General features: G+C 36.0%; 23 protein-coding genes and 2 pseudogenes. 14 read left to right on the top strand and 11 right to left on the bottom strand.

The features are described from left to right. Positions 1–5: 5 nt before the first annotated feature. The 6 genes from fliM (at position 6) to fliR (ending at position 3,906) form a co-directional block, all read left to right on the top strand. Complete coding sequence (gene fliM / locus Xvie_RS05175) at positions 6–1,013, top strand: flagellar motor switch protein FliM (RefSeq protein WP_086108281.1); 1,008 nt, start codon at positions 6–8, stop codon at positions 1,011–1,013. Beyond that, positions 1,006–1,413 carry a flagellar motor switch protein FliN gene (gene fliN / locus Xvie_RS05180; RefSeq protein WP_086108282.1) on the top strand — a complete coding sequence of 136 codons (408 nt, stop codon included), beginning with the start codon at positions 1,006–1,008 and terminating at the stop codon, positions 1,411–1,413. The genes fliM and fliN overlap by 8 nt, the downstream gene beginning before the upstream one ends. Before the next feature lie 2 nt (positions 1,414–1,415). Further along, complete coding sequence (gene fliO / locus Xvie_RS25120; RefSeq protein WP_422645952.1) at positions 1,416–2,048, top strand: flagellar biosynthetic protein FliO; 633 nt, start codon at positions 1,416–1,418, stop codon at positions 2,046–2,048. A 67-nt stretch (positions 2,049–2,115) separates the two neighbouring features. Continuing rightward, the gene (gene fliP / locus Xvie_RS05190) at positions 2,116–2,832 is read left to right on the top strand and encodes a flagellar type III secretion system pore protein FliP (protein WP_086108309.1); all 717 of its coding nucleotides are present in this window, start codon (positions 2,116–2,118) and stop codon (positions 2,830–2,832) included. A gap of 19 nt (positions 2,833–2,851) precedes the next feature. Beyond that, positions 2,852–3,121, top strand: a complete 270-nt coding sequence (fliQ, locus tag Xvie_RS05195; protein ID WP_086108283.1) for a flagellar biosynthesis protein FliQ — start codon at positions 2,852–2,854, stop codon at positions 3,119–3,121. A gap of 2 nt (positions 3,122–3,123) precedes the next feature. After that, complete coding sequence (gene fliR, locus Xvie_RS05200) at positions 3,124–3,906, top strand: flagellar biosynthetic protein FliR (protein ID WP_086108284.1); 783 nt, start codon at positions 3,124–3,126, stop codon at positions 3,904–3,906. A gap of 179 nt (positions 3,907–4,085) precedes the next feature. On the opposite strand, the gene Xvie_RS05205 is transcribed toward fliR, so the two are convergent. The 4 genes from Xvie_RS05205 to Xvie_RS21350 all read right to left on the bottom strand — a co-directional run bounded on the left by Xvie_RS05205 (position 4,086) and on the right by Xvie_RS21350 (position 5,491). Further along, positions 4,086–4,193, bottom strand: coding sequence for an Arm DNA-binding domain-containing protein (locus Xvie_RS05205; RefSeq protein ID WP_279625673.1), 108 nt, complete (start codon positions 4,191–4,193; stop codon positions 4,086–4,088). A gap of 297 nt (positions 4,194–4,490) precedes the next feature. After that, positions 4,491–4,757 (bottom strand): helix-turn-helix domain-containing protein, encoded by a 267-nt coding sequence (locus Xvie_RS05210; RefSeq protein WP_086108285.1) that lies wholly within the window; start codon positions 4,755–4,757, stop codon positions 4,491–4,493. After that, positions 4,750–4,992: a hypothetical protein gene (locus tag Xvie_RS20720; RefSeq protein ID WP_139838808.1), complete on the bottom strand. Its 243-nt coding sequence runs from the start codon at positions 4,990–4,992 to the stop codon at positions 4,750–4,752. The genes Xvie_RS05210 and Xvie_RS20720 overlap by 8 nt, the downstream gene beginning before the upstream one ends. 358 nt (positions 4,993–5,350) lie before the next feature. Continuing rightward, positions 5,351–5,491 carry a hypothetical protein gene (locus tag Xvie_RS21350; RefSeq protein WP_167376233.1) on the bottom strand — a complete coding sequence of 47 codons (141 nt, stop codon included), beginning with the start codon at positions 5,489–5,491 and terminating at the stop codon, positions 5,351–5,353. A gap of 727 nt (positions 5,492–6,218) precedes the next feature. Between Xvie_RS21350 and Xvie_RS05215 the strand changes: the two genes are divergently transcribed. Both Xvie_RS05215 and Xvie_RS05220 read left to right on the top strand, forming a co-directional pair. After that, positions 6,219–6,545: a hypothetical protein gene (locus Xvie_RS05215; RefSeq protein ID WP_086108286.1), complete on the top strand. Its 327-nt coding sequence runs from the start codon at positions 6,219–6,221 to the stop codon at positions 6,543–6,545. Beyond that, entirely contained in the window at positions 6,542–7,630 is a 1,089-nt protein-coding gene (locus Xvie_RS05220; protein ID WP_086108287.1) for an ImmA/IrrE family metallo-endopeptidase, read from the top strand. The genes Xvie_RS05215 and Xvie_RS05220 overlap by 4 nt, the downstream gene beginning before the upstream one ends. Here the strand turns inward: Xvie_RS05220 and Xvie_RS05225 are convergent. The 6 genes from Xvie_RS05225 to Xvie_RS24355 all read right to left on the bottom strand — a co-directional run bounded on the left by Xvie_RS05225 (position 7,627) and on the right by Xvie_RS24355 (position 11,574). Then, entirely contained in the window at positions 7,627–8,577 is a 951-nt protein-coding gene (locus Xvie_RS05225; RefSeq protein WP_139838810.1) for an alpha-glutamyl/putrescinyl thymine pyrophosphorylase clade 3 protein, read from the bottom strand. The genes Xvie_RS05220 and Xvie_RS05225 overlap by 4 nt on opposite strands. Then, positions 8,567–9,553, bottom strand: a complete 987-nt coding sequence (locus Xvie_RS05230) for a thymidylate synthase (protein ID WP_086108288.1) — start codon at positions 9,551–9,553, stop codon at positions 8,567–8,569. The genes Xvie_RS05225 and Xvie_RS05230 overlap by 11 nt, the downstream gene beginning before the upstream one ends. A gap of 373 nt (positions 9,554–9,926) precedes the next feature. Next, positions 9,927–10,307, bottom strand: coding sequence for a DUF7079 family protein (locus Xvie_RS05235; protein WP_086108289.1), 381 nt, complete (start codon positions 10,305–10,307; stop codon positions 9,927–9,929). Next, positions 10,292–11,071 (bottom strand): hypothetical protein, encoded by a 780-nt coding sequence (locus Xvie_RS05240; protein ID WP_086108290.1) that lies wholly within the window; start codon positions 11,069–11,071, stop codon positions 10,292–10,294. Before Xvie_RS05240 ends, Xvie_RS05235 begins: the two co-directional genes overlap by 16 nt. A 4-nt stretch (positions 11,072–11,075) precedes the next feature. Then, positions 11,076–11,450: a hypothetical protein gene (locus tag Xvie_RS24350; RefSeq protein WP_339373934.1), complete on the bottom strand. Its 375-nt coding sequence runs from the start codon at positions 11,448–11,450 to the stop codon at positions 11,076–11,078. 1 nt (position 11,451) lies between these two features. After that, entirely contained in the window at positions 11,452–11,574 is a 123-nt protein-coding gene (locus Xvie_RS24355) for a PAAR domain-containing protein (RefSeq protein ID WP_339373935.1), read from the bottom strand. A gap of 101 nt (positions 11,575–11,675) precedes the next feature. On the opposite strand from Xvie_RS24355, the pseudogene Xvie_RS05250 reads away from it, so the two are divergent. The 6 genes and pseudogenes from Xvie_RS05250 to aroG form a co-directional block, all read left to right on the top strand. Beyond that, positions 11,676–12,412, top strand: a pseudogene (locus Xvie_RS05250) (IS110 family RNA-guided transposase); the annotation flags it as partial. Positions 12,413–13,036: 624 nt separating this feature from the next. Further along, positions 13,037–13,666 carry a hypothetical protein gene (locus Xvie_RS05255; protein ID WP_086108291.1) on the top strand — a complete coding sequence of 210 codons (630 nt, stop codon included), beginning with the start codon at positions 13,037–13,039 and terminating at the stop codon, positions 13,664–13,666. A gap of 35 nt (positions 13,667–13,701) precedes the next feature. Beyond that, on the top strand, positions 13,702–15,549 hold the full coding sequence (gene asnB, locus Xvie_RS05260) for an asparagine synthase (glutamine-hydrolyzing) (protein WP_086108292.1): 1,848 nt from the start codon (positions 13,702–13,704) through the stop codon (positions 15,547–15,549). 29 nt (positions 15,550–15,578) lie between these two features. After that, the gene (asnB, locus tag Xvie_RS05265) at positions 15,579–17,429 is read left to right on the top strand and encodes an asparagine synthase (glutamine-hydrolyzing) (RefSeq protein WP_086108293.1); all 1,851 of its coding nucleotides are present in this window, start codon (positions 15,579–15,581) and stop codon (positions 17,427–17,429) included. Further along, positions 17,416–18,645 carry an MFS transporter gene (locus Xvie_RS05270; RefSeq protein WP_167376234.1) on the top strand — a complete coding sequence of 410 codons (1,230 nt, stop codon included), beginning with the start codon at positions 17,416–17,418 and terminating at the stop codon, positions 18,643–18,645. Before asnB (Xvie_RS05265) ends, Xvie_RS05270 begins: the two co-directional genes overlap by 14 nt. Before the next feature lie 255 nt (positions 18,646–18,900). Further along, positions 18,901–19,977 carry a 3-deoxy-7-phosphoheptulonate synthase AroG gene (gene aroG, locus Xvie_RS05275; protein WP_086108295.1) on the top strand — a complete coding sequence of 359 codons (1,077 nt, stop codon included), beginning with the start codon at positions 18,901–18,903 and terminating at the stop codon, positions 19,975–19,977. A gap of 518 nt (positions 19,978–20,495) precedes the next feature. Here the strand turns inward: aroG and Xvie_RS20725 are convergent. Next, positions 20,496–20,605 (bottom strand): annotated as a pseudogene (locus Xvie_RS20725) (IS5/IS1182 family transposase); the annotation flags it as partial.

Consider the following 20,605-nt stretch of genomic DNA (forward strand, 5'->3'; position numbering starts at 1 on the left):
TCACAATGAGTGACAATATTCTTTCACAAGCAGAGATTGATGCTCTGCTCAATGGTGACAGTGCCTCTGTTGATGACGTAGAACAAACTGCGTCTGGAGAAAGTGAGGTTCGCCCTTACGATCCCAATACACAACGCCGTGTTGTACGCGAACGTTTGCAGTCACTGGAAATCATCAATGAACGTTTTGCCCGCCAGTTCAGGATGGGGTTGTTTAACATGCTGCGCCGCAGTCCGGATATTACGGTCGGTGCCATAAAAGTCCAGCCTTACCACGAATTTGCCCGCAATTTAGCTGTGCCAACCAACCTCAATCTGGTTCATCTGAAACCATTGAGGGGAACCGCACTATTCGCTTTCGAACCCAGTCTGGTTTATATCGCTGTTGATAACCTTTTTGGCGGAGATGGTCGTTTTCCGACCAAAGTGGAAGGTCGTGAGTTTACCTATACTGAACAGCGGATCATCAACCGGATGCTGAAACTGGCGCTGGATGCTTATCGTGACTCATGGGATTCCATTTTTAAACTTGATGTGGAATATGTGCGTTCCGAAACGCAAATAAAGTTCACCAATATCACCACTTCACCGAATGACATCGTGGTTACCACACCGTTCCAAGTAGAGATCGGTGCATTGACCGGGGAATTCAATATTTGTATTCCATTCGCCATGATCGAACCCCTGCGCGAACGTCTGACCAATCCCCCTGTGGAAAATGCGCGTCAGGAAGATAGCCAGTGGCGTGAAACTTTAGTGAAACAAGTTCAACATTCAGAATTAGAACTGGTGGCCAATTTTGTTGATATCCCCCTGCGACTGTCAAAGATCCTTCAACTGAAAAGCGGCGATGTCCTGCCGATTGAAAAACCTGAACGCCTAATCGTTCACGTTGATGGTGTGCCTGTGCTCACCAGTCAATATGGAACACTGAACGGGCAATATGCCCTGCGTGTTGAACACCTGATTAACCCTGTTTTAACTGCTCTGGATGAGGAAAAGCCCAATGAGTGATGCTAAACAACCCGCAGATACCAGATTGACTGAAGATATGTGGGCAGAAGCGCTGGAACAACAGGCCGCACAGCAAACCTCTGACGGCGGCGCGTCAATATTTGAGAATCTGGAGGCGCAGGATGCGTTGGCCCAACTCTCTGATATTGATTTGATCATGGATATTCCCGTTAAGCTCTCTGTAGAGCTGGGGCGCACCAAAATGACCATCAAACAACTGTTGAGACTGTCACAAGGCTCAGTGGTTCCCCTTGATGGACTGGCGGGCGAGCCATTGGATATTCTGATTAATGGTTATTTAATCGCACAGGGAGAAGTGGTCGTCGTATCCGATAAATACGGTATCCGTATCACAGATATCATCACTCCTTCTGAGCGTATGCGTCGCTTGAGTCGTTAACCATGATGGCGAACCAGCCTTCCGTTCATGCTTCTTTCCAACATGGTGCGGCACTTGATGCTGCACCTGTTAACACGATTACCAGCAATACCCATGTGAATAACATCTCTGTGAATAGCCTTCTTGTGAATAACCCCTCTGAAAATAGCGCTTCTGCGAAGACTATATCTACGAGCATTGTTTCAAAAAATACTGTTTCAGAAAATACTGTTTTGGGAAATACTGTTTCGGCAAATACGATCAAACAGGCTGGCAATAGCGATCCTCTCCCCACCAGCCAAACACTGATGCAAATCAGCAGTGCACTGGGTGGTATTTTATTGCTGATTTTTTTCATGACATGGATAATTCGCCGTTTGGGTTTTGCACCTGCCAAAAGCAAAAATCATCGTTTGCTGAACGTTAAAGCAAGTTGCTCCCTTGGGCCAAAAGAGCGGGTTGTTGTTGTGGAAGTCGAAAATAACTGGCTGGTCTTGGGAGTCACATCTCAACAGATCAATATGCTGCACCAAATGCCTGCACCGTCTGACAACACGGAAAAGGAAACCGCGATTAAGTCGTTGCCATTTGGTCAGATACTAAAAAATACGCTCCAGCGGAAAAGCAAGAATAACAAGGACGATGATGAAAAATAGAGTTTTTTTTATGACAGGCAAGAAATTTGTCTCATGGCTTTATCAAATACGTTTGACAACTCTGTTTATGGCGCTTTTTCTGCCACTGCTCCCCATGAACGCTGCGGCGGAATTGCCCGGCATCATAAGCCAGCCCTTAGCCAATGGCGGGCAAAGTTGGTCATTGCCTGTTCAGACCCTGATATTCATCACTGCATTAGGCTTCATCCCTGCCGCTCTGCTAATGATGACCAGCTTTACCCGTATCATCATTGTACTCGGTTTGCTGCGCAATGCATTGGGAACGCCCTCAGCTCCACCTAACCAAGTTATGTTGGGTTTGGCACTGTTTATGACTTTTTTCATCATGGCGCCGGCATTCGATGATGTCTATAAAAACGCCTACCTGCCCTATAGCAAGGATGATATCACTCTGGAAGTCGCACTGGATAACGGTGCCAAGCCTCTGCGCCAATTCATGTTGCGTCAGACAAGGGAAAATGATCTGGCGCTATTTGCCCGTCTTGCTGAGCAAGAGGCATTTGAAACTGCGGATTCTGTTCCAATGCGCGTACTCGTCCCCGCGTTTATTACCAGTGAATTGAAAACTGCGTTCCAGATTGGTTTTACACTCTTCATTCCGTTCTTGATCATCGATCTGGTTGTTGCCAGTGTTTTGATGGCATTGGGGATGATGATGGTTCCACCAGCCACCATATCACTACCGTTCAAACTCATGCTGTTTGTCTTGGTAGATGGCTGGCAATTATTGCTTGGCTCGCTGGCGCAAAGCTTTTATGTCTAAACAATGACTAGAGAAAATTATGACTCCAGAATCGATAATGGCCCTTGGTGTTGAGGCAATGAAAGTGGCGCTGGCTCTGGCTGCACCACTCCTTTTGTCTGCCTTGGTTTGTGGCTTGATCATCAGCTTATTACAGGCGGCAACCCAGGTAAACGAAATGACCTTATCGTTTATTCCGAAAATTTTGGCCGTCGTCACGACTATCATCATCGCCGGGCCATGGATGCTAAACTTACTGCTGGATTACATGCGCGCCTTATTTACTAGCATTCCGCATATTATCGGTTAATTATGATCCCGTTTGATACCGAAACACTTTCCCGCCTCGTCAGTGATTTTTTCTGGCCATTGGTGCGTTTGATGGCGTTATTTAGCACAGCGCCCATTTTCAGTGAAAAACAGGTACCAATAAAAGTCAAAATTGGCTTGGCACTAGCAATCACAGCCATACTTGTGCCAACTTTCCCTTCTCCTCAAATTCCGATTTTTTCTGTTATTGGAATTTGGGTTCTAATACAACAAATATTGATCGGCATGGCTTTGGGATTGACCATGCAGATCGCCTTTGCCATAGTACGTCATGCCGGTGAAGTACTCGGTTTACAAATGGGACTTTCATTCGCCACTTTTTTTGATCCTACAGGTGGACCGAATATGCCTATTTTAGCCCGTATTCTAAACGTGATGATGTTATTGCTATTTTTGGCCTTTGATGGGCATTTATGGCTATTGTCGATTCTGGCAGATACTTTTCATTCTATTCCCATTAAACCAACTCAATTGAATCCAAAGGGCTTTTTATTATTAGCTCAAAGTGCCAGCCTGATCTTTATCAATGGCATGATGCTGGCAATGCCAATGATTACCTTGCTTTTGGTTCTGAACTTTTCCCTGGGAATGTTGAACCGCATGACACCCCAACTTTCTGTATTTGTAGTCGGCTTTCCCCTGACTCTGACAGTGGGTATTTTCACACTTTCTCTGCTGTTCCCGATGATGGTGCCATTTACTGAGCGGTTATTTGGGGAAATATTCAATCGCTTGGCGTTGATTATTAATGAAATAGTGCTGTGAACGGTTCTGTCGCATTAACAGAGAGATCTCGAGCGAAAGTGTCTTGATTGGTTTTTATGCCGTCAGTTGATAGAAAAATCTATGGCTACTCTTTTTTGCAACACTGATTTTGATTTATGATGGGCTTACTTAAATCTGTCCTGCGTCATTATGGGTCATGACTCCAAAGCGTTATAATATCAAATTAACGCTTTGGAGTCATGACCAATACCCTCAACTATCAGTTTCTTAGCTTCATCACGTTTCTTTCTGGCTTCTGCCAACGTAATAAGCGGAAAAGTGCCAATGACGAGTAACTTTTATTTTCCTCGAGGAGAGCGCAATACTCGAATATTAACACATTAATATTTAATAAATTAATTTTATTAAAAAGTTTACATACCCCCAGTTGTACCCCCACATTATTTTGTTACATCAAATTTGGTCGATTGTACGTGGAAATTCAGTTTATAACTGTTTAATCATCACGTTAAAGCAAAAAAGCCATGAGATTTGGAAATGGTCAAATTTGGTTACCATTTCATGCTCAAGGCTTCATATAAACATTTATCATTTTTACGAACTAGATCACAAATTAAAACGGGTTATTCCTGTGGTTTATCGCGAACCTTACGTTCAATTAACTGACCATACATATCAAAATAACGACTAGGCCAGATTTCAGAGGGATGTATACCGAGATAATCCGCAATTATCCATTCACCTTTAGGCCAGAGACGACTGAGAGTGTTTGCTAGTGTAGATGAACTGAGTCCCGACTCACGAGAAACAGCCGCTAAAGTTGTACCACGTTTACGCAATGCAGCAATAATATCGGCTTGATGCCAATCATTTCGAACGTTGTTATTCATTCCTGCTACCCCTTCCATTAATTAATATTGATGGTGGTGATTCAGACAGGGTTCGCGGACTGGGTTCACACCAGCGAGGCATAGCCTCCCCCACCTGAATCACCATTGAAAGGGCGAATGCAGGCACACTGGTAAAACTTCTTACCAGTGTCTGTGAACACAAGGCCGCGACGCCTTGACCATTGGATTGAGCCAATGGCAGGAATACTTTAACTGATTGTATTATCGGACTCAATAACCGAACGGCTAAGTTTAACAACTATAAACACGCTCAACATACCGGACAGCGATCTGAATATGCTTAATTCTCCAATCAGCCAGTTCATTAATTTTCTTACTTATACCTGACAACATGCAATCTCTGGCGCGCGACAGTTCGGACAAAACAGAAAATACCTGCCTTACCCTTGATCGATATCTGTGCGCCAGAGTGAACGCAAGTTGAGGTATTGCGGGGTATCGGTTGAGTACTCAGTACTGCCGCCTGTATTAACAGGTCATCCCCACCGGCTAAAAGCCAGCCTCGATATCGTCAAGTTCTCCTTTTGATACTTTTTCAATCTATAAAATGCAGTGTCAGATTCACTGTGTGGTTAATCAGGCCAGAGTCTGTCAGAGTTGTGTTGCTCTTTGGCTGCGGCGTCACTTTCAGCGATAAATCCGCAAAAAGTGACGCCTTGAGTTCCGCGAATAATCAGCAAAGGTTGTGCAAGCGTTGAAGTGCTATCAGGCACAGCAAAACACTGCAAGGTTAAGTGTCAAATGGTAGTAATGCGTTAATTATTTTTGCGTAGAAAAATTACCTGATGAATATTTCAATCAGAGATAGTTAAGACAATGAATTAGTTATATGGAAATTATCCTGCACGTATAACGTGAAATGAGTGCATGACGTAACTCAATCTCACTATGCAAAAGTTAAATGAAGATAAAACCTGATGTTAATGTGAAATAAATGCATGATCCAACGTTCAATGCACTTGTAGGACAAGATAAAAACACCTTTTGGGCGTATTTTTAGTTTAATAAACCTTAATTACCAGACAAGGGGTTTATGTCTGACAACATCTGCTTCCAAAGGTGGGCAAATGTACCGCAATCTTGCTCTCCCTTTCAGGCTACGAGAGTTTTTTAGCCATTACAGCTACGTAACATCAGCGATGGCAATTAAACTTGTCTAGCTTAATAAATTACTTTAGAAATGGCAATGAAAAATGGAAATATTAACAAATAGAAACCATTTATTTAATAAAAGAGATAAATTGATGACTAAAGTAAATTCGAAAAAATTATATCTATCTATAACTTATTATTTTAGATAGAAAAATATTCTATCATAATTAGGTTATACACATAATTTGATAATTACCATCAAAAAACAGTAAAAACAGATCAACATATACAATCGAATACGAAATCATATATAATCTGAACACTTGATAATCAATTTGAATAGACAACTTGGAAATTACTTTCATATCTAAGGAAATTAGAGATATTTGTCAAATAAGTGAAAAAGCTGACTCTCTGCTTGGAAAGTCTGTCGCTAGGGTTTTTAGGAGAAGAATTACAGATATCTTGGCGGCGGATAACTATAGTGAATTACCTCTAGGAAATCCAAGAATCAAATTTGTGGATGAGAAAGAATATCTTATACTGGATATGAAAGAAGAATATTATTTGTGCTTTGATATTGGTCATTCTAAGCCTCCTAAAAATTCTAATGGGCTTATAGACTGGAAACGAGTATATAGAATCAAATTAGTTTACATAGGTAAAGAAAAATGATTTCTTCTAAAGACTTTAAACCAGATTGGATATCACCTCCCGGAGATACAATTGTCGAACTGTTAGATGAATTCGGTTTATCAGTGGAAGAACTAAGTAAGAAAATCGGGTTATCGCCAAAAAAAGGACAACAATTAATAGACGGAAAACTGACTATTTGTGAGTCAATCGCGTCAAGACTAGAGTCTACCCTGCGTGTTTCTTCTGGGTTCTGGCTGACTAGAGATAGTCAATACCAGAACTTTAAGTTACAGCTTCAAGAACAAGAAAAAGCTTGGCTCGATCTACTCCCCATTTCTGATATGGTAAAATATGGCTGGATTCCTAAACGAGCACCAAGAACTGAGCGTGTTAAGCATTGTTTACGCTTTTTTAACGAAGATTCAATCACTAATTGGTTTATAAACTTCCATTCTAATTCATTTTCAGTAGCTTATCGCTCATCTAATATTTTAAAAAATGAACCTACATCAGTTTATACATGGTTAGCTTTTGCTCGAAATATATCTCTAAGAACTAACTGTCTTCCTTGGGATAAAGAATTGTTAAAAGATGTTGTTCCTGAAATTAGAAAATTGACAAATGAATCCTCTCCGAAAATATTCGTTCCGGAACTGAAACGATTATTATCTGAAGTAGGAGTAGTATTTGTTATAGCTAGAACACCTTCAGGGTGCCGAGCTAGTGGAGCAACATGCTTCTTTGAAAAAAATAAAGCAACGCTTGTTATGAGTTTTAGATATTTAACTGATGATCATTTCTGGTTTACTCTATTCCATGAAATTGGTCACCTCATCCTACATTCTGACAATCGTGAGTTCCACATTGAAGATAATGGCATTTCTGGTATGCCTCAGATTAAAGAAGATGAAGCAAATAAATTTGCAGTTGACACATTAATTCCAGAAAAATATCAAAGTGAAATGAAAAAAATTTATAAAAATGACTGGAAAAAAATAGTTCGACTTTCAAAAAAAATTGGAGTTTCCAAAGGAATTTTATTAGGGCAACTCCAACATTTAGGTAATATTGACTATGCCTATCTAAATAGATTTAAAGTAAGATATAAGTGGGAAAATAATTAACCTCCGAAATAAATATACTCAGACGGAGATTTTTGCCAATTACATAATGCATCTTCTAGCACTTGAGAAGCAAGTTTTGTAATAGGAAGTTCATTGGCTAACTCATTAATATCATTATTTAGCCTTGCAACATCATAGCCCGTTTTTTTGTATCCATAAAAGAGAAGGTTTGCCCCATCTTTAGGACCAGTAGCACCATTTAAATATAACGTTAAAGGTTCTATGTTCAGTAAATTAAATTTTGCCAACATTGTTAAGTAATCAAATCTAGCCGTTCTACCAAAAGAGATTACACTTTTCATTGATTTATAAATAATATCAAATAGTATATATTTATTAGGATAATTATTTTGTATTGAGGCCTCTAAGAATCTTACTTCATGGTCTCTACTAACTCCAATCCATTTTATATAGCTTTCTATCACAATAGGAATTGCTCGATTAGAGTTGTATCTAAGTGACTCATATTTACGATGATTACCAAAACCTCTTTTTATATTGTCTCGAAGCATTTCTATGCTAGCTAGTCTATACCATTTTTTGAAATCTTCAAAGTTTTGAGTAATTATATCCCAAGTCCAAACGACTGTTCCTAATCCGCCATATATATCAGCACATAAATTCCAACCATATTTTTTATGAATTCCAAAACAAGTAGATAAAAATATTAGCCAATAAGCCTCATTATAGTTTTCTTCTTTTATATATAACCACGCAGCTCTCAGAGGATCAAATATGTCTGAATGAGGATTTTTTCTTAGGCGAGAAATGTCTCTATCACCTATGACTTTGATATATTCAATACGCCTTACACTATCAATCAGCTGTCTAGATAAAGTTTCATAATTTTCTTTATTTTTTAGCCCTAAAAGCTTTCGTTCTTTTTTTTCGAATTTTCTTATAGCATTAATGTATAAATTAATATCTTTATGATTCTTATAAGCCATTATTTTTTCCTTCAAGATAAGTTCTTACTCTTTTATCTATTAAAGTTTTATATTTAATATTTGAAATACTTTTCTTAGTGTAGTGAGCATTTTTCAAATCAGATATTTTATTGCTTTTTGTTTGAGTGAAAAATAAGATCAATTTCAGAATATCTATCCAGTAAACATCCAAATTTATATTTTCTAAATTTATTGGAAAACCATTTCTAATTTTATATTCAAAGTCCAAAATAATATTTTTATCTCTAAAAAAAGAACCTTTTGGCATTTCATCCATGACGCTGTCTGTCAACATGAATCCTTCATCAATAAAATCTCTAGCTCTCATAATATCAGTTTCATATAAATGTAAACTAACAACATAATGGTAATAATTTCCTAGTTCACAGTTTATTTCTCCAGCAATTAATTCTTGAATCATAGTAAATACAAAAATATCATGTGGCAATCCAATAAATGCATCATTTGAACGCATCATTGTAAACATATGAAGCTTATTTTCTCTTACAACAAATTGAAGGTTTAAAGTACAAGGAATATCTTTGAATTTCCAAGAAAGATCAGATGAATCAAATAATTGTATAACTGCTTTTCTAGTTCCTGAATGATATTTTAATTGTTCAATTACACGTTCTATTTGATTATACTTTTCATGCATGTTGAATAATCGTGAACCATATCCACCATGCACCCTCCCATCAGGCTCACAAAAAGTTTGATATTTGGGCAAATAGTGTATTATTTGTTGGCCGTCATTAGTTCCCGAAAGATACCAAAGTAACTCACCTAAGCAGCTAAAAATTAACCCCCTAGATTCCGAACGACTTACCCTAGCTAAAGGATTCGTTAAAACAATTTGGCAACTTAGAACTTCCAAATTTTTTCCTTTTGTTGCTCTATTTGTTTTTCCTTGATCTAATATATATGTATATATATCAAATAATAAGTCATCTAGTGATGCCCCTTCAAATATCATATATCATATTCCCTCTTCACTTATCTTCTTATAGTTAACAAAACCTGAAATTTAACATAATATATTTTATTATTCTCATGATTGAGATATTGATCCCATCATTATGATTTTTAACGTCAATTATAATGAATAAGCTATAGCATTATCTCTAACTGAAATATTTTTAAAGATAAAGTTTCATTAAAAATGACATCATTACATTTCCTACAGGCATATTAAAATGAAAAAGTCAATATAGATTGTTTGACATAAATTAATGACATTAAAAAACAAAACCATAATGAAATTAATTTTCAATAAAAATACATTACCTTCCAAAAATAGCAATATATGAAGAAACTTTCAAATATCAATCTTTTTTCTATATGATACTTTATGATTGATCCATCATGGATAAAAAATCAATCAGTTTTTCTCTCAAAATTTGCCAATCTTTCGCAAGATACCTACGCAAAAAACATCGTCTGATATTTTCTTTTATTTTTTCAATCTTACCTTCTGTTATTTGTTTTCTCCGCAGATCCTGAATATCTTCCCAAAGTTGCTCCCGGTCAAAAAAAGTCCATACAGGAGGTACAGGAGTAAAACCATTGGTATAACACACCGGAGCCACCCACTCGAAGAAGACCATTTCTACATGCTCAAGTGGAAAATGTTTTGCTACAGAAGCGATATATTCATAGTCAACTTCATTATCTACAAAGACATAAGATAGCGCTTCACACAAATCTATATCAGTTAGTTGATTGCCCAACGGGTAAATTCCTCTATTTCTTCATCTAAAGTATCAGCAACCACTGAACCAACAATTGCTCCTGCCGCGCTCCCTACTAATACCAAAACAACAGCACAAACGGGAGCACCAGGCCCACAAACCGGAGATACAGTAAAACCAGCAAGTGCTCCACCAGCAGCACCGCCACCAATTTGTATACCTTGTTTAATAGCTTCCTTAGGTTTATTTTCAGCATTCAATACTTCATGTGTTGCTAATACTGCCGTAAAGATAATTCCTACTTTTCCGATAACCTTTAATCGTTTATTTGCTGTTGTGAATTTGGGGTTGTCTCTTGCTGAGGCTTCTATGATCTCATAGTAAATTGTACTTTTTTGATCTGGAGTAAGGCTACCAAATACTTTTCCAAATTTTTTCTGAGAATATTTATCAATAAGTTTTTCAAAAGATGGAGGTGTTTTTTTATGTCTCTCAGCAAAGGCCAACCCTTGTGCTGACGTGAATTTTCTATGCTCTGCCATAATTTGGTTACGCATTTCGTAACAAAATTCAGCGGCTTCTTTCACTGAGATTTTTTTTGTACTCACCATCTGCTTAATTTCAGAAACCGCTCTTTTAATATTTGAAGTATAGCTTTGTCTGACATTAGCATCGTTAATTACATCGGTAGAAAATTTAATTGAAGCACCTTCTAATGCTGCCACCGCCTTATTTAAAATAGGATCATCAATAGAATGTTCTTGTTTTCCTGCATATGTTCCCTCTACCACTTCATATGTCATGATTTCACCCAATAATTTTATTTAATAAGATTTCTGTCAAACTTTGTGGGGAACTTCCTTTTTCAAAATGTTCTATTTCAAGTTTTACACACTTATGACCTGTTATTGATGTGAACATGACTTTATTTTCTTGGTTAAATTCACCATTAAGAACCGAACCATCATCAAGCGTGGCAATACATTTTATGCTACAATAATCAATTTCAGGGGATACGCTAAAACCAATCCATTTTTTTGTTTCTGAGGGTAATTCCTGCGGTTCGGTATTTCCTGAAGAGAGTGCTGTATTTTGGTAACTATCAGGAATGGAATGAATAAGATTTACTCCGCAAGGGCAAGTGCTCTGGCTATCTAACGTTCCAGCCAGTTTAGTTCCCATATCAAAAAAAATTCACACCACCTACAATCGAAAAGTTGCCTAAGTGGTTTCCACAAGTAACAAGGGAACCTTCTACCGCAGCCTGCCGTCTATAAAATGTAATATTACTGGTTCCTGTAAGAATTGTTCCTCCACAGCTGTCTTATCTCCTACAGTCAAAAAGTGTCCTATAGCCATACTTCTCTCTCCCTATTCCGATACAACTTTACTGATAGAACAATTTATGAACTTGTTGATGTAGAAGCGATATGTGAAGCCGCATCACGGCCATCAATGCGTTTTTCCGGCCAAGAACAGAGACTCAACAGGCCATGAGAGCGCTACACCGTGTCAGAGACTCACTCATCCGGGATAAGGTCAAAACGACTAACCAAATTCAGGCCTTTTTGCTGGAGTTCGGTATCAGCCTGCCAAAAGGCGAGGCGGTCATTAAACGCTTATCACACGTACTCGCGGAACACGAAATGCCCGATTATTTGAACCGTTTGCTGATGAGATTACACACCCACTATCTTTATCTTGTCGAACAAATCACGTCGTTAGAAGCCGAATTACACCAGTCCCTTGAAGCAGACGAGACGGCTCAACACCTGATGACAATCCAGGGGATTGGCTCCATCACGGCCAGCTTGCTCTCCTCTCAGTTCAGTGACGGTAAACAATTTTCAGGCAGCCGGGATTTTGCGGCCGCTACCGGGCTTGTGCCCCGACAATACAGCACAGGCGGAAAAACCACCCTGCTGGGTATCAGCAAGCGAGGCAACAAAAATCTGCGCAGGTTACTGGTTCAGTGCGCCCGCATATTCATGATGCGGCTGGAGCATCAACAGGGCAGACTGGCTGAGTGGGTTCAGGAACAACTGAGTAAGAAGCATTCGAATGTCGTTGCCTGTGCGCTGGCAAACAAGCTGGCACGGATCGCGTGGGCAATCACCACTCAGCAAAATGAATATCGGGTCTGATAGATGTTAATCTGATTCAATAGACGGATTATAAAGCAGTTAAAGACAAGTTACCCATCTGGTTTTACGAAGACTGATTATTGATGATATGAACGGCCTATCGGCCTGATGAAGAATCTGAACGTAAAAATGGCTCATCAAAGCCGAAGTCATTTTCAGGTTCATCAGACGCGGAACTCATCGGGGCGCGGGCATCCTTGCCCATAATGACGCCGGATAGGTTTAAGCAAGCCAACCCTACATCAAAATCAGTGTTGCAAAAACGGGGGTGACTATAGATTTTACGTAATAAAATATTTCTTTTATTTATGAGGTTAACTTGAAAATAACTTAATTAAATTATATGTTAGATTTATTATAATGCATGAATTTCTTTTAGAAAGGTGTTTGTTTTATTATTATTTAATTTAAAATGAAAAATATTTCCTAAAAAAATAACAAAAAAGTTAAAATTATAATGATTAATTATATCTATCTGTCTAAAGTTAATTTTAATGGCATTAATAAATTTATTTTGTTGTAATTTACCTAAATTTAATTAGAATGCATGTTTAACACAAAGAAATTTTTATTAGCACTTACAAATTTAATTTATTTATATAAATAATACCATGAGGTTATTATATGAATAGGAATGAAATTCTTAGTGAAGAACTTAATAAAAAACAACAGGCAATTTTATGGAGGCAAAGGCTTTTTGAGGCTGAGTCTGGATTAAATAAATATTTAATAGAACTAAAAGGAGGTGTTTTTTTTGATGAGTGGATTCAAATTAAAAAAGAAATTTACGAATCTATTCCTACATCTTTTGAACCAACTTTATGGAAAAAAGCTTTTTTTAATGCACAGGCATTAATGGAGAAATTCGTTGTCAACCACTTTGGTCATGATGATATAGAGTTATGGGCAAACTTTAATGCAACTATTCATATGATTGTTGAAATTCCACGTTTACCTGGCCCCTTAGGGCCTTTAGAAAGATTCCGTCAACAACTTGAATTGTATCAATCAGAAATGAAATTTTTTCAAATAGATCAAAATAGAGCAACTTTGAATATAACACGATGCGGAATTTGGAAATATAGAGAATTAGCTAGAAGTAATGGAGTCGTAATTACGCTAAAATCGCCTTGTGAGTATTGCACCGTAGCTACTAATGCTAATATTACAGCTAAAGGATATAAAGCTGATTTTGAACTACTAGACACCAATGGTGTTCGTGGTTGCTCATGGACTGTACAAAATAGTTTATAATATTCTTTTCAATTTTAAAATATACAGGTAATGATATGTGTGGAATAAGTGGTTGGTTAGATTGGAAAATAAATTTTCAAGAAGAAAAATATCTGTCAATTTTAGAATCCATGAATAATACCATGTCTTCTCGTGGGCCAGATGAAGGAGCAATATATAGAAGTACATATATTGCTTTGACACATAGAAGGTTATCAGTAATAGATTTAGAAGGTGGAAAACAACCTATGGTATCGTATGATAATAGTGGAAACATCTCTATTATATCATACAATGGTGAGATTTATAATTTCAAAGAATTGCGAGATGAGCTTATATCATTAGGCTATAAATTTGATACCTTTTCTGATACAGAAGTAGTTGTAAAAGCCTACCAACAATGGGGCGTTCATAGTGCAGAACGCTTCAGAGGAATTTTCGCTTATGCTATTTGGGATTCTAAATTAGAAAAATTAATTTTGGTACGTGATAGGCTTGGTGTTAAACCACTTTATTACCATGTATATAATGACGGTATTTTATTTTGTTCAGAGCCAAAAGGAATTTTGGAAAATCCTCTATATAAAACAGAAGTTGGTGAGGAAGGACTTATTGAGTTATTAGCCTTATCTTCTGCACCTTCACCAGGAAAAGTTGTTTATAAAGATATAAAGCAAGTAAAACCTGGTTTTTATATTAGTATTACCCATAAAAATGTTTCTGAATATAAATATTGGAGTTTACAACCTGAAGAAGATATTCATAGCTATGAATATTCCTGTCAACAAATTCGTGATGAATTAGAAAGTATTGTTGCTCAGCAATTGGTTTCTGATGTGAATATTGGTAGCCTTCTTTCTGGAGGATTAGATTCAAGCGTTATTTCTGCTATTGCAGCTAATTATATAAAAAAGGATATGAACGAAACTCTAAATACATACTCTGTTGACTTCAATGAACATAAAAAATTTTTCATGCAAACGTTATGGCACACTTCCAGAGATGAACCTTTTGCCAGAGAAGTTTCAGAATATATAGGCTCTAAGCATAGAACAACATTATTAACATATAATGAACAATTAAATAATGAACTGATATCGTTAAAAGCGCGTGATTTTCCTGGTTGGGGAGAAATGGATGTATCCCTATATCTTCTATTCAAAGATATAAGTAAATACACTACTGTTGTACTATCAGGTGAAGGAGCTGATGAAATATTTTCTGGCTATCCTTTTCTATATAATACTGAGCTTCATAAGGCAGAAACATTTCCTTGGTTGGAAGGAAAAACTTTATTTTCCTCTTTACTAAGAAATGATCTTATTAGACAAGAGCGTATCAAAGAATACATTTCTGAGAGCTATAATAATTCTTTATCAGAGATAAATTTTCTTCACGGTGAATCCGAATCTGATATTAAAGCACGTAAAGTAAGTTATTTGACCCTAACAAGATGGTTGCCAGCTCTATTAGAAAGAAATGATCGTATGAGTATGGCTGCGGGTGTTGAAGTTCGAGTACCATTCTGTGATCATCGCCTCATTGAAATGCTTTACAATATTTCTTATAAGAAAAAGTATCATTCTAATATTGAAAAGAAATTATTACGTGATATATCAATAGATTTACTTCCTGAATCTATTTTAAAAAGAAGAAAAAGTGCTTTTCCTGCTCAAATAGATCCAAAGTATAGCGATCTTTTACAGAGGAGAATAAAAAATCTACTAGAAGATCGTAGTGCTTTAATTTGGAATATATTAGATGTTAATAAAGTGAAAGAATGTTTATCAACTAATAAAACTATTCCCAGCCCTCGCGCGGCAGCTAGTACAACGAATGGTTTAGGTTTTCTCTTAAATATAGATACATGGTTGAATATATACAATCCTAAGTTTAATATTTAGAATTTTTTACTTTTAAAGGGGTTTATAGAATGTGTGGAATTGCAGGTTTTTTGGATATTTCAAATAATAATAAACGAGAAGAAATATTAGACCGCATGATTAAATCTATACGTCTGAGAGGTCCTGATGATGAAGGGTGCTTCATAGATGGTCCTATAGCTTTAGGGCACCGTAGATTATCTATCATTGATATTAAAGGTGGATCTCAGCCAATGAATTCGGCATTAAATAAAAATTTCACAATTATTTATAACGGAGAGATCTATAATTATAAAGAATTGCGCAATGATCTTATAAAAAAAGGAATGGTATTCCAAACAAATAGTGATACAGAAGTAATTTTACAAGAATGGATTCATAGAGGTAAGGAATCCATTAAAGAATTAAATGGAATATTTGCATTTGCAATATGGGACTCTTCATCAAAAACTCTTCATTTAGTACGTGATAGACTTGGTGTAAAACCGCTTTACTATTATATAAATTCTAAAGGAGTTATATTTGGTTCAGAAATAAAAACAATCTTATCTCATCCTGATGTAAAGCAAGAAATTTGTGAGCAAGGAGTAACTAAGCTTCTACTACCATTACATAAAGCTCCTGGTGAAACCCCTTATACAGGAATCTATGAAGTTATACCTGGAAATATTTTATCATTTAAAATCAATAATGGTGAAGTTGTAAAAACTCAGAATCAATATTGGAATTTATTACAAGGTTTTCATTCTATGAGTTTTAGTTCCACCGTTGAACTTGTACGTGATGTATTATTAGATACAGTGAATAAACAAATAATTTCAGATGTTCCTTTAGGAAGCCTTTTATCAGGTGGTTTGGATTCAACTGCTATTTCAGCAATTGCTCAAAAATCACTAAAAAATCAACTTCATACTTATGAGGTTGATTTTTTGTTCAAAAATGAAGATGGTCAAGAAATAGCAAATCGTACAGAGGACTCTGTATATGCTCAAATAGCAGCAAAATCATTGGGAACAAAGCACCATAAGTATCTTTTGACTTATCAAGATCTAACAAGAAAAAGTCTGCGGGAAGAATCAGTAAAAGCAAGGGATCTTCCTAATGGAATTGGAGATCTTGATCTCAGTTTATTATCTCTTTTTCACTCAATAAAACCAACTGCAACAGTTGTTTTATCTGGGGAAGCATCAGACGAAATTATGGGCGGATATCGCTGGTTCCATAATCTGGCAGCAGTTGAATCAGGTACTTTTCCTTGGCTAGCTGATACTCCAGCACATGGACGATTACACCAAAGGATCTTGAATGTTTTTCGTTCAGATATTATAAAGAGTCTAGATGTTGACGGTTATCTGAAAAGAGATTACGACAACGCTTTAATTGAGTTCACAGGTAGTTCATCAAATAAATTAGGAAAAGAAGAACATATGCAATTTATTTCATATCTTGCTCTTACTCGTTTTTTACCAACTTTACTTGAACGAAAAGATCGTTTATCGATGTCTGCTGGAGTGGAGGCTCGTGTTCCATTTTGTGATCATAGATTAATTGAACTTGTTTTTTCAACTCCTTGGTTACATAAATCAAACAAAGGAATAGAAAAAGTATTACTTAAATCGGCGGTTGATAGGTTTATTCCCAGTGAAATTATCAATAGAAGAAAAATACCTTACCCTTCAACTCTTGATCCAAAATATTCAACAGAGGTTAGGAAACAGCTAGGATCTATATTAGAGCAGAATAATCATCGCTTGGGAGAGTTATTTGATCTCAAGAAATTAGATGAATCGGTATTGGCAGATGAGGCTGGGAGTTTTATATCTAACTCATCAGCAGAATTAGCTCTTAACTTTGATTGTTGGTATAATTTATATGGAGAAAATGTTAATGTCACAGTTTAAGTTTTTTCAATCTAGTAAACTGATAAAAACATTTTGGCCACTATATATGGGTTTCTTTCTTGTAGGAAGCGAAATGTATATTATTTCTCCCCTACTTGAAGTAATCTCTTCAGATTTAAGTGTGTCTATTTCTGCTTCAGCACAATTAATTACATCTTATGTTATTATACAGGCAATTCTTGGTCCATTCATTAGTACTTTATATAATAGATTAGGACCTCGCTTTATGATAACTATTGGTATAGTAATATTTTCCATAGGAAATATTTTATCTGCACTGACATATGATTATTGGCTTGTTATATGTAGTCGAGGAATTGCTGGCCTTGGTGTTGCTTTTTTTGGTCCTTCAACATGGGTGTGGATTAGTCACAGAATTGAAGAAAACCTGCGAGGAAAAGCTATCGCTTTTGGTATGGCCTCTTTTGCTTTAGGGCAGGTTTTAGGGGTTCCTATTGGAGCCTATTCTGCCGCTTTTCTCTCGTGGCAATCAGTCTTAGCTATTCTAGGTATAGCCGCGATGTTACTTTTGCCCAGCATTTGGAAAAGAATACCGTCCCATTCATCAAGTGCTATAGAAATAGCATCAGAAAATATTAATCTTGAGAACAATATAATTAAGACACTTTTATCATCTTGGCAAGATAAACATTTGCGATGGAATTATATTATTACTTTTTTATTCCACTCAGCTAGTTTAGGAGCTTATTCATTCTTGGCTATATATTTATCAAAGAACTTTTTTATTCATGATAAATATATTGGTTTCATAGGCATTTTAAGTGGAGTAGGAACTTTTTTGGGTTCTCTAACTATCGGGTTTATTTCCGAAAGGCTATTTGTAAAAAATAAAAAAAGAGGGATTATGTTTTTGGTATATTGTTCTTTAGGTGGAATGATAGCCGTACCATTAGCGTTTCAAATGTCATACTTGATATTATCAGTTTTTTTTATCTTAACTTGGTTTTTATTTTCAGGATCTTTTGATAGTTGTCAGCAACATTCAGTGATTTCGTTGTCTAAAGATAACATCCCTACAAACTTATCTTGGAATACATCTATACTGTATGCAGCAAGTGGTGTTGGTGTATTAATCATGAGTATTAAACCAGAAAGTCCTAATTTCATTGCTGTCATGGCTTTTGTCATGATGTTTTTTTCTTCATTATCTGCACTGTATTTATATATTAAAATTGGAAGTATTTATGAAAAATAAAATCGCTTATTAATGAAGTATGGAGGCTAAATAATATATTTTCATGAGGATTTGAAAATAAACATTCTACTTTAAGATGAGCTTTTATTTATTTTAAAGTAGAATTAATAGTGATTTTTAAAATCCATAAAAATTTTCATTAATTTATCAGGTAATTTGCAGCGGCAATTAATGATAACCTCCTCATTATCATTAATTACACCTTGGTTGGTTAATAACTATTATTTTAAATCACATTAAAAAAGTAGGTTGAAAATGATTTATTCTCAAAATGGCTTTTTAAAAGAAAAGAAAATACTCACTCCAATTGAGTTATTTAAAAAACTTCCAATAACAAAATCAGAGATAATTTCTGTTGAAAAACACCGTAATGCAATACGTGAAATTTTAAATGGGAAAGATGATCGATTATTGGTGGTGGTTGGGCCGTGTTCAATACATGATGTAAAATCAACATTAGAATATGCAAAGCGTTTGAGTGTATTGCGTAAAAAATTAAAATCCAATTTAGAAATAGTAATGAGAGTTTATTTTGAAAAGCCACGTACAACCATCGGTTGGAAAGGTTTAATTAATGATCCGGATATGGATAATAGTTTTGATATAAATAATGGTTTGTTTTTGGCTAGAAATTTATTGCTTGATATCAATAAAATGGATCTTCCTACTGCTAGCGAATTTCTTGATATGATTACACCTAAATATTTAGTTGATCTTGTTAGCTGGGGGGCTATAGGAGCAAGGACGACAGAATCTCAAATTCATCGTGAGTTAGCATCTAGCCTTTTTTGTCCAGTTGGATTTAAAAATTCAACTGATGGTTCAATTAAAGTTGCAATTGATGCTATTCATACTGCTAATTCACCGCATAGTTTTATTTCTATAACTAAATTCGGATATCCAGTAATAGTATCTACTAATGGAAATAGAGATTGCCATATCATTTTGCGTGGAGGAAAAGAACCAAATTATAGTCCCAAGCATGTTAATATGGTAAAAAAAGAATTAAAAATGGCTAATTTGAATCCATATATCATGATTGATTTTAGTCATGCTAATAGTGAAAAGAAATTCAAAAAACAGCTAGAAGTTGGCAAAGATGTATGTGAACAAATTATATATGGCGAAAAATCAATCATTGGGGTTATGATTGAAAGCCATTTGGTTGAGGGTAGCCAAAATATATGTAAAGGGAAATCGTTTATTTATGGAAAAAGTGTAACAGATAGCTGTATTGGTTGGAATGACACTGAAATGTTATTACATCAACTATCCCAGGCTGTAGAAGTTCGTAGACTCTCAGAACAATCACACGAGCTGTTAAATGACTAATATAAATAAAAGTTAATCTGCGAAAATGCAGATCTAAACTACCACCAACTTAATAAGTTTCTGTATGAAATGGGTATTTTTAAGAGTATTATACGGTTGTAGTACTAAATAGGAAAATAATCATTTTGGTCTGTTAGGATATAAACACTGACGCGCTACATTTGTCTTCTCCAAGTTACCGGGCTAATAAATTAATCCAGTAACTTGGAGATCTGAAACACACCTGCCAGAGAAAACTTTTTGCTTATCCCCACCGTATTAAAGAAATAGGGATAAAACTGTTCACCTTTAAATATTTTGATTTAAATTCAATTTGTTAAATGATGATGAATTAAAAGTAAACTCATAACCCAACCGGTCACCTCAAATCTGAAAAAGGTGAACAGTGATGAATAGTTGCGAACAGTTTAAAAATAACTATTCACCACATAATACTTGATATATATGGTTTAAATTATAGAGTGAACAGTGGTGAACACTTTTTTATATTTCTTTGAAAGATTAGCTAAATAATATCGTCATGAAATATTCAACCAAAGCGCGAGACAACGGATCTGGACTGCCGCAAGAAACGATGTACTCTTTTTGGCATAACGGGTCGCTATGCCACGCCAGCGCTTCAGGTGTA

This window comes from Xenorhabdus vietnamensis (assembly GCF_002127535.1).
Lineage (GTDB): Bacteria > Pseudomonadota > Gammaproteobacteria > Enterobacterales > Enterobacteriaceae > Xenorhabdus > Xenorhabdus vietnamensis.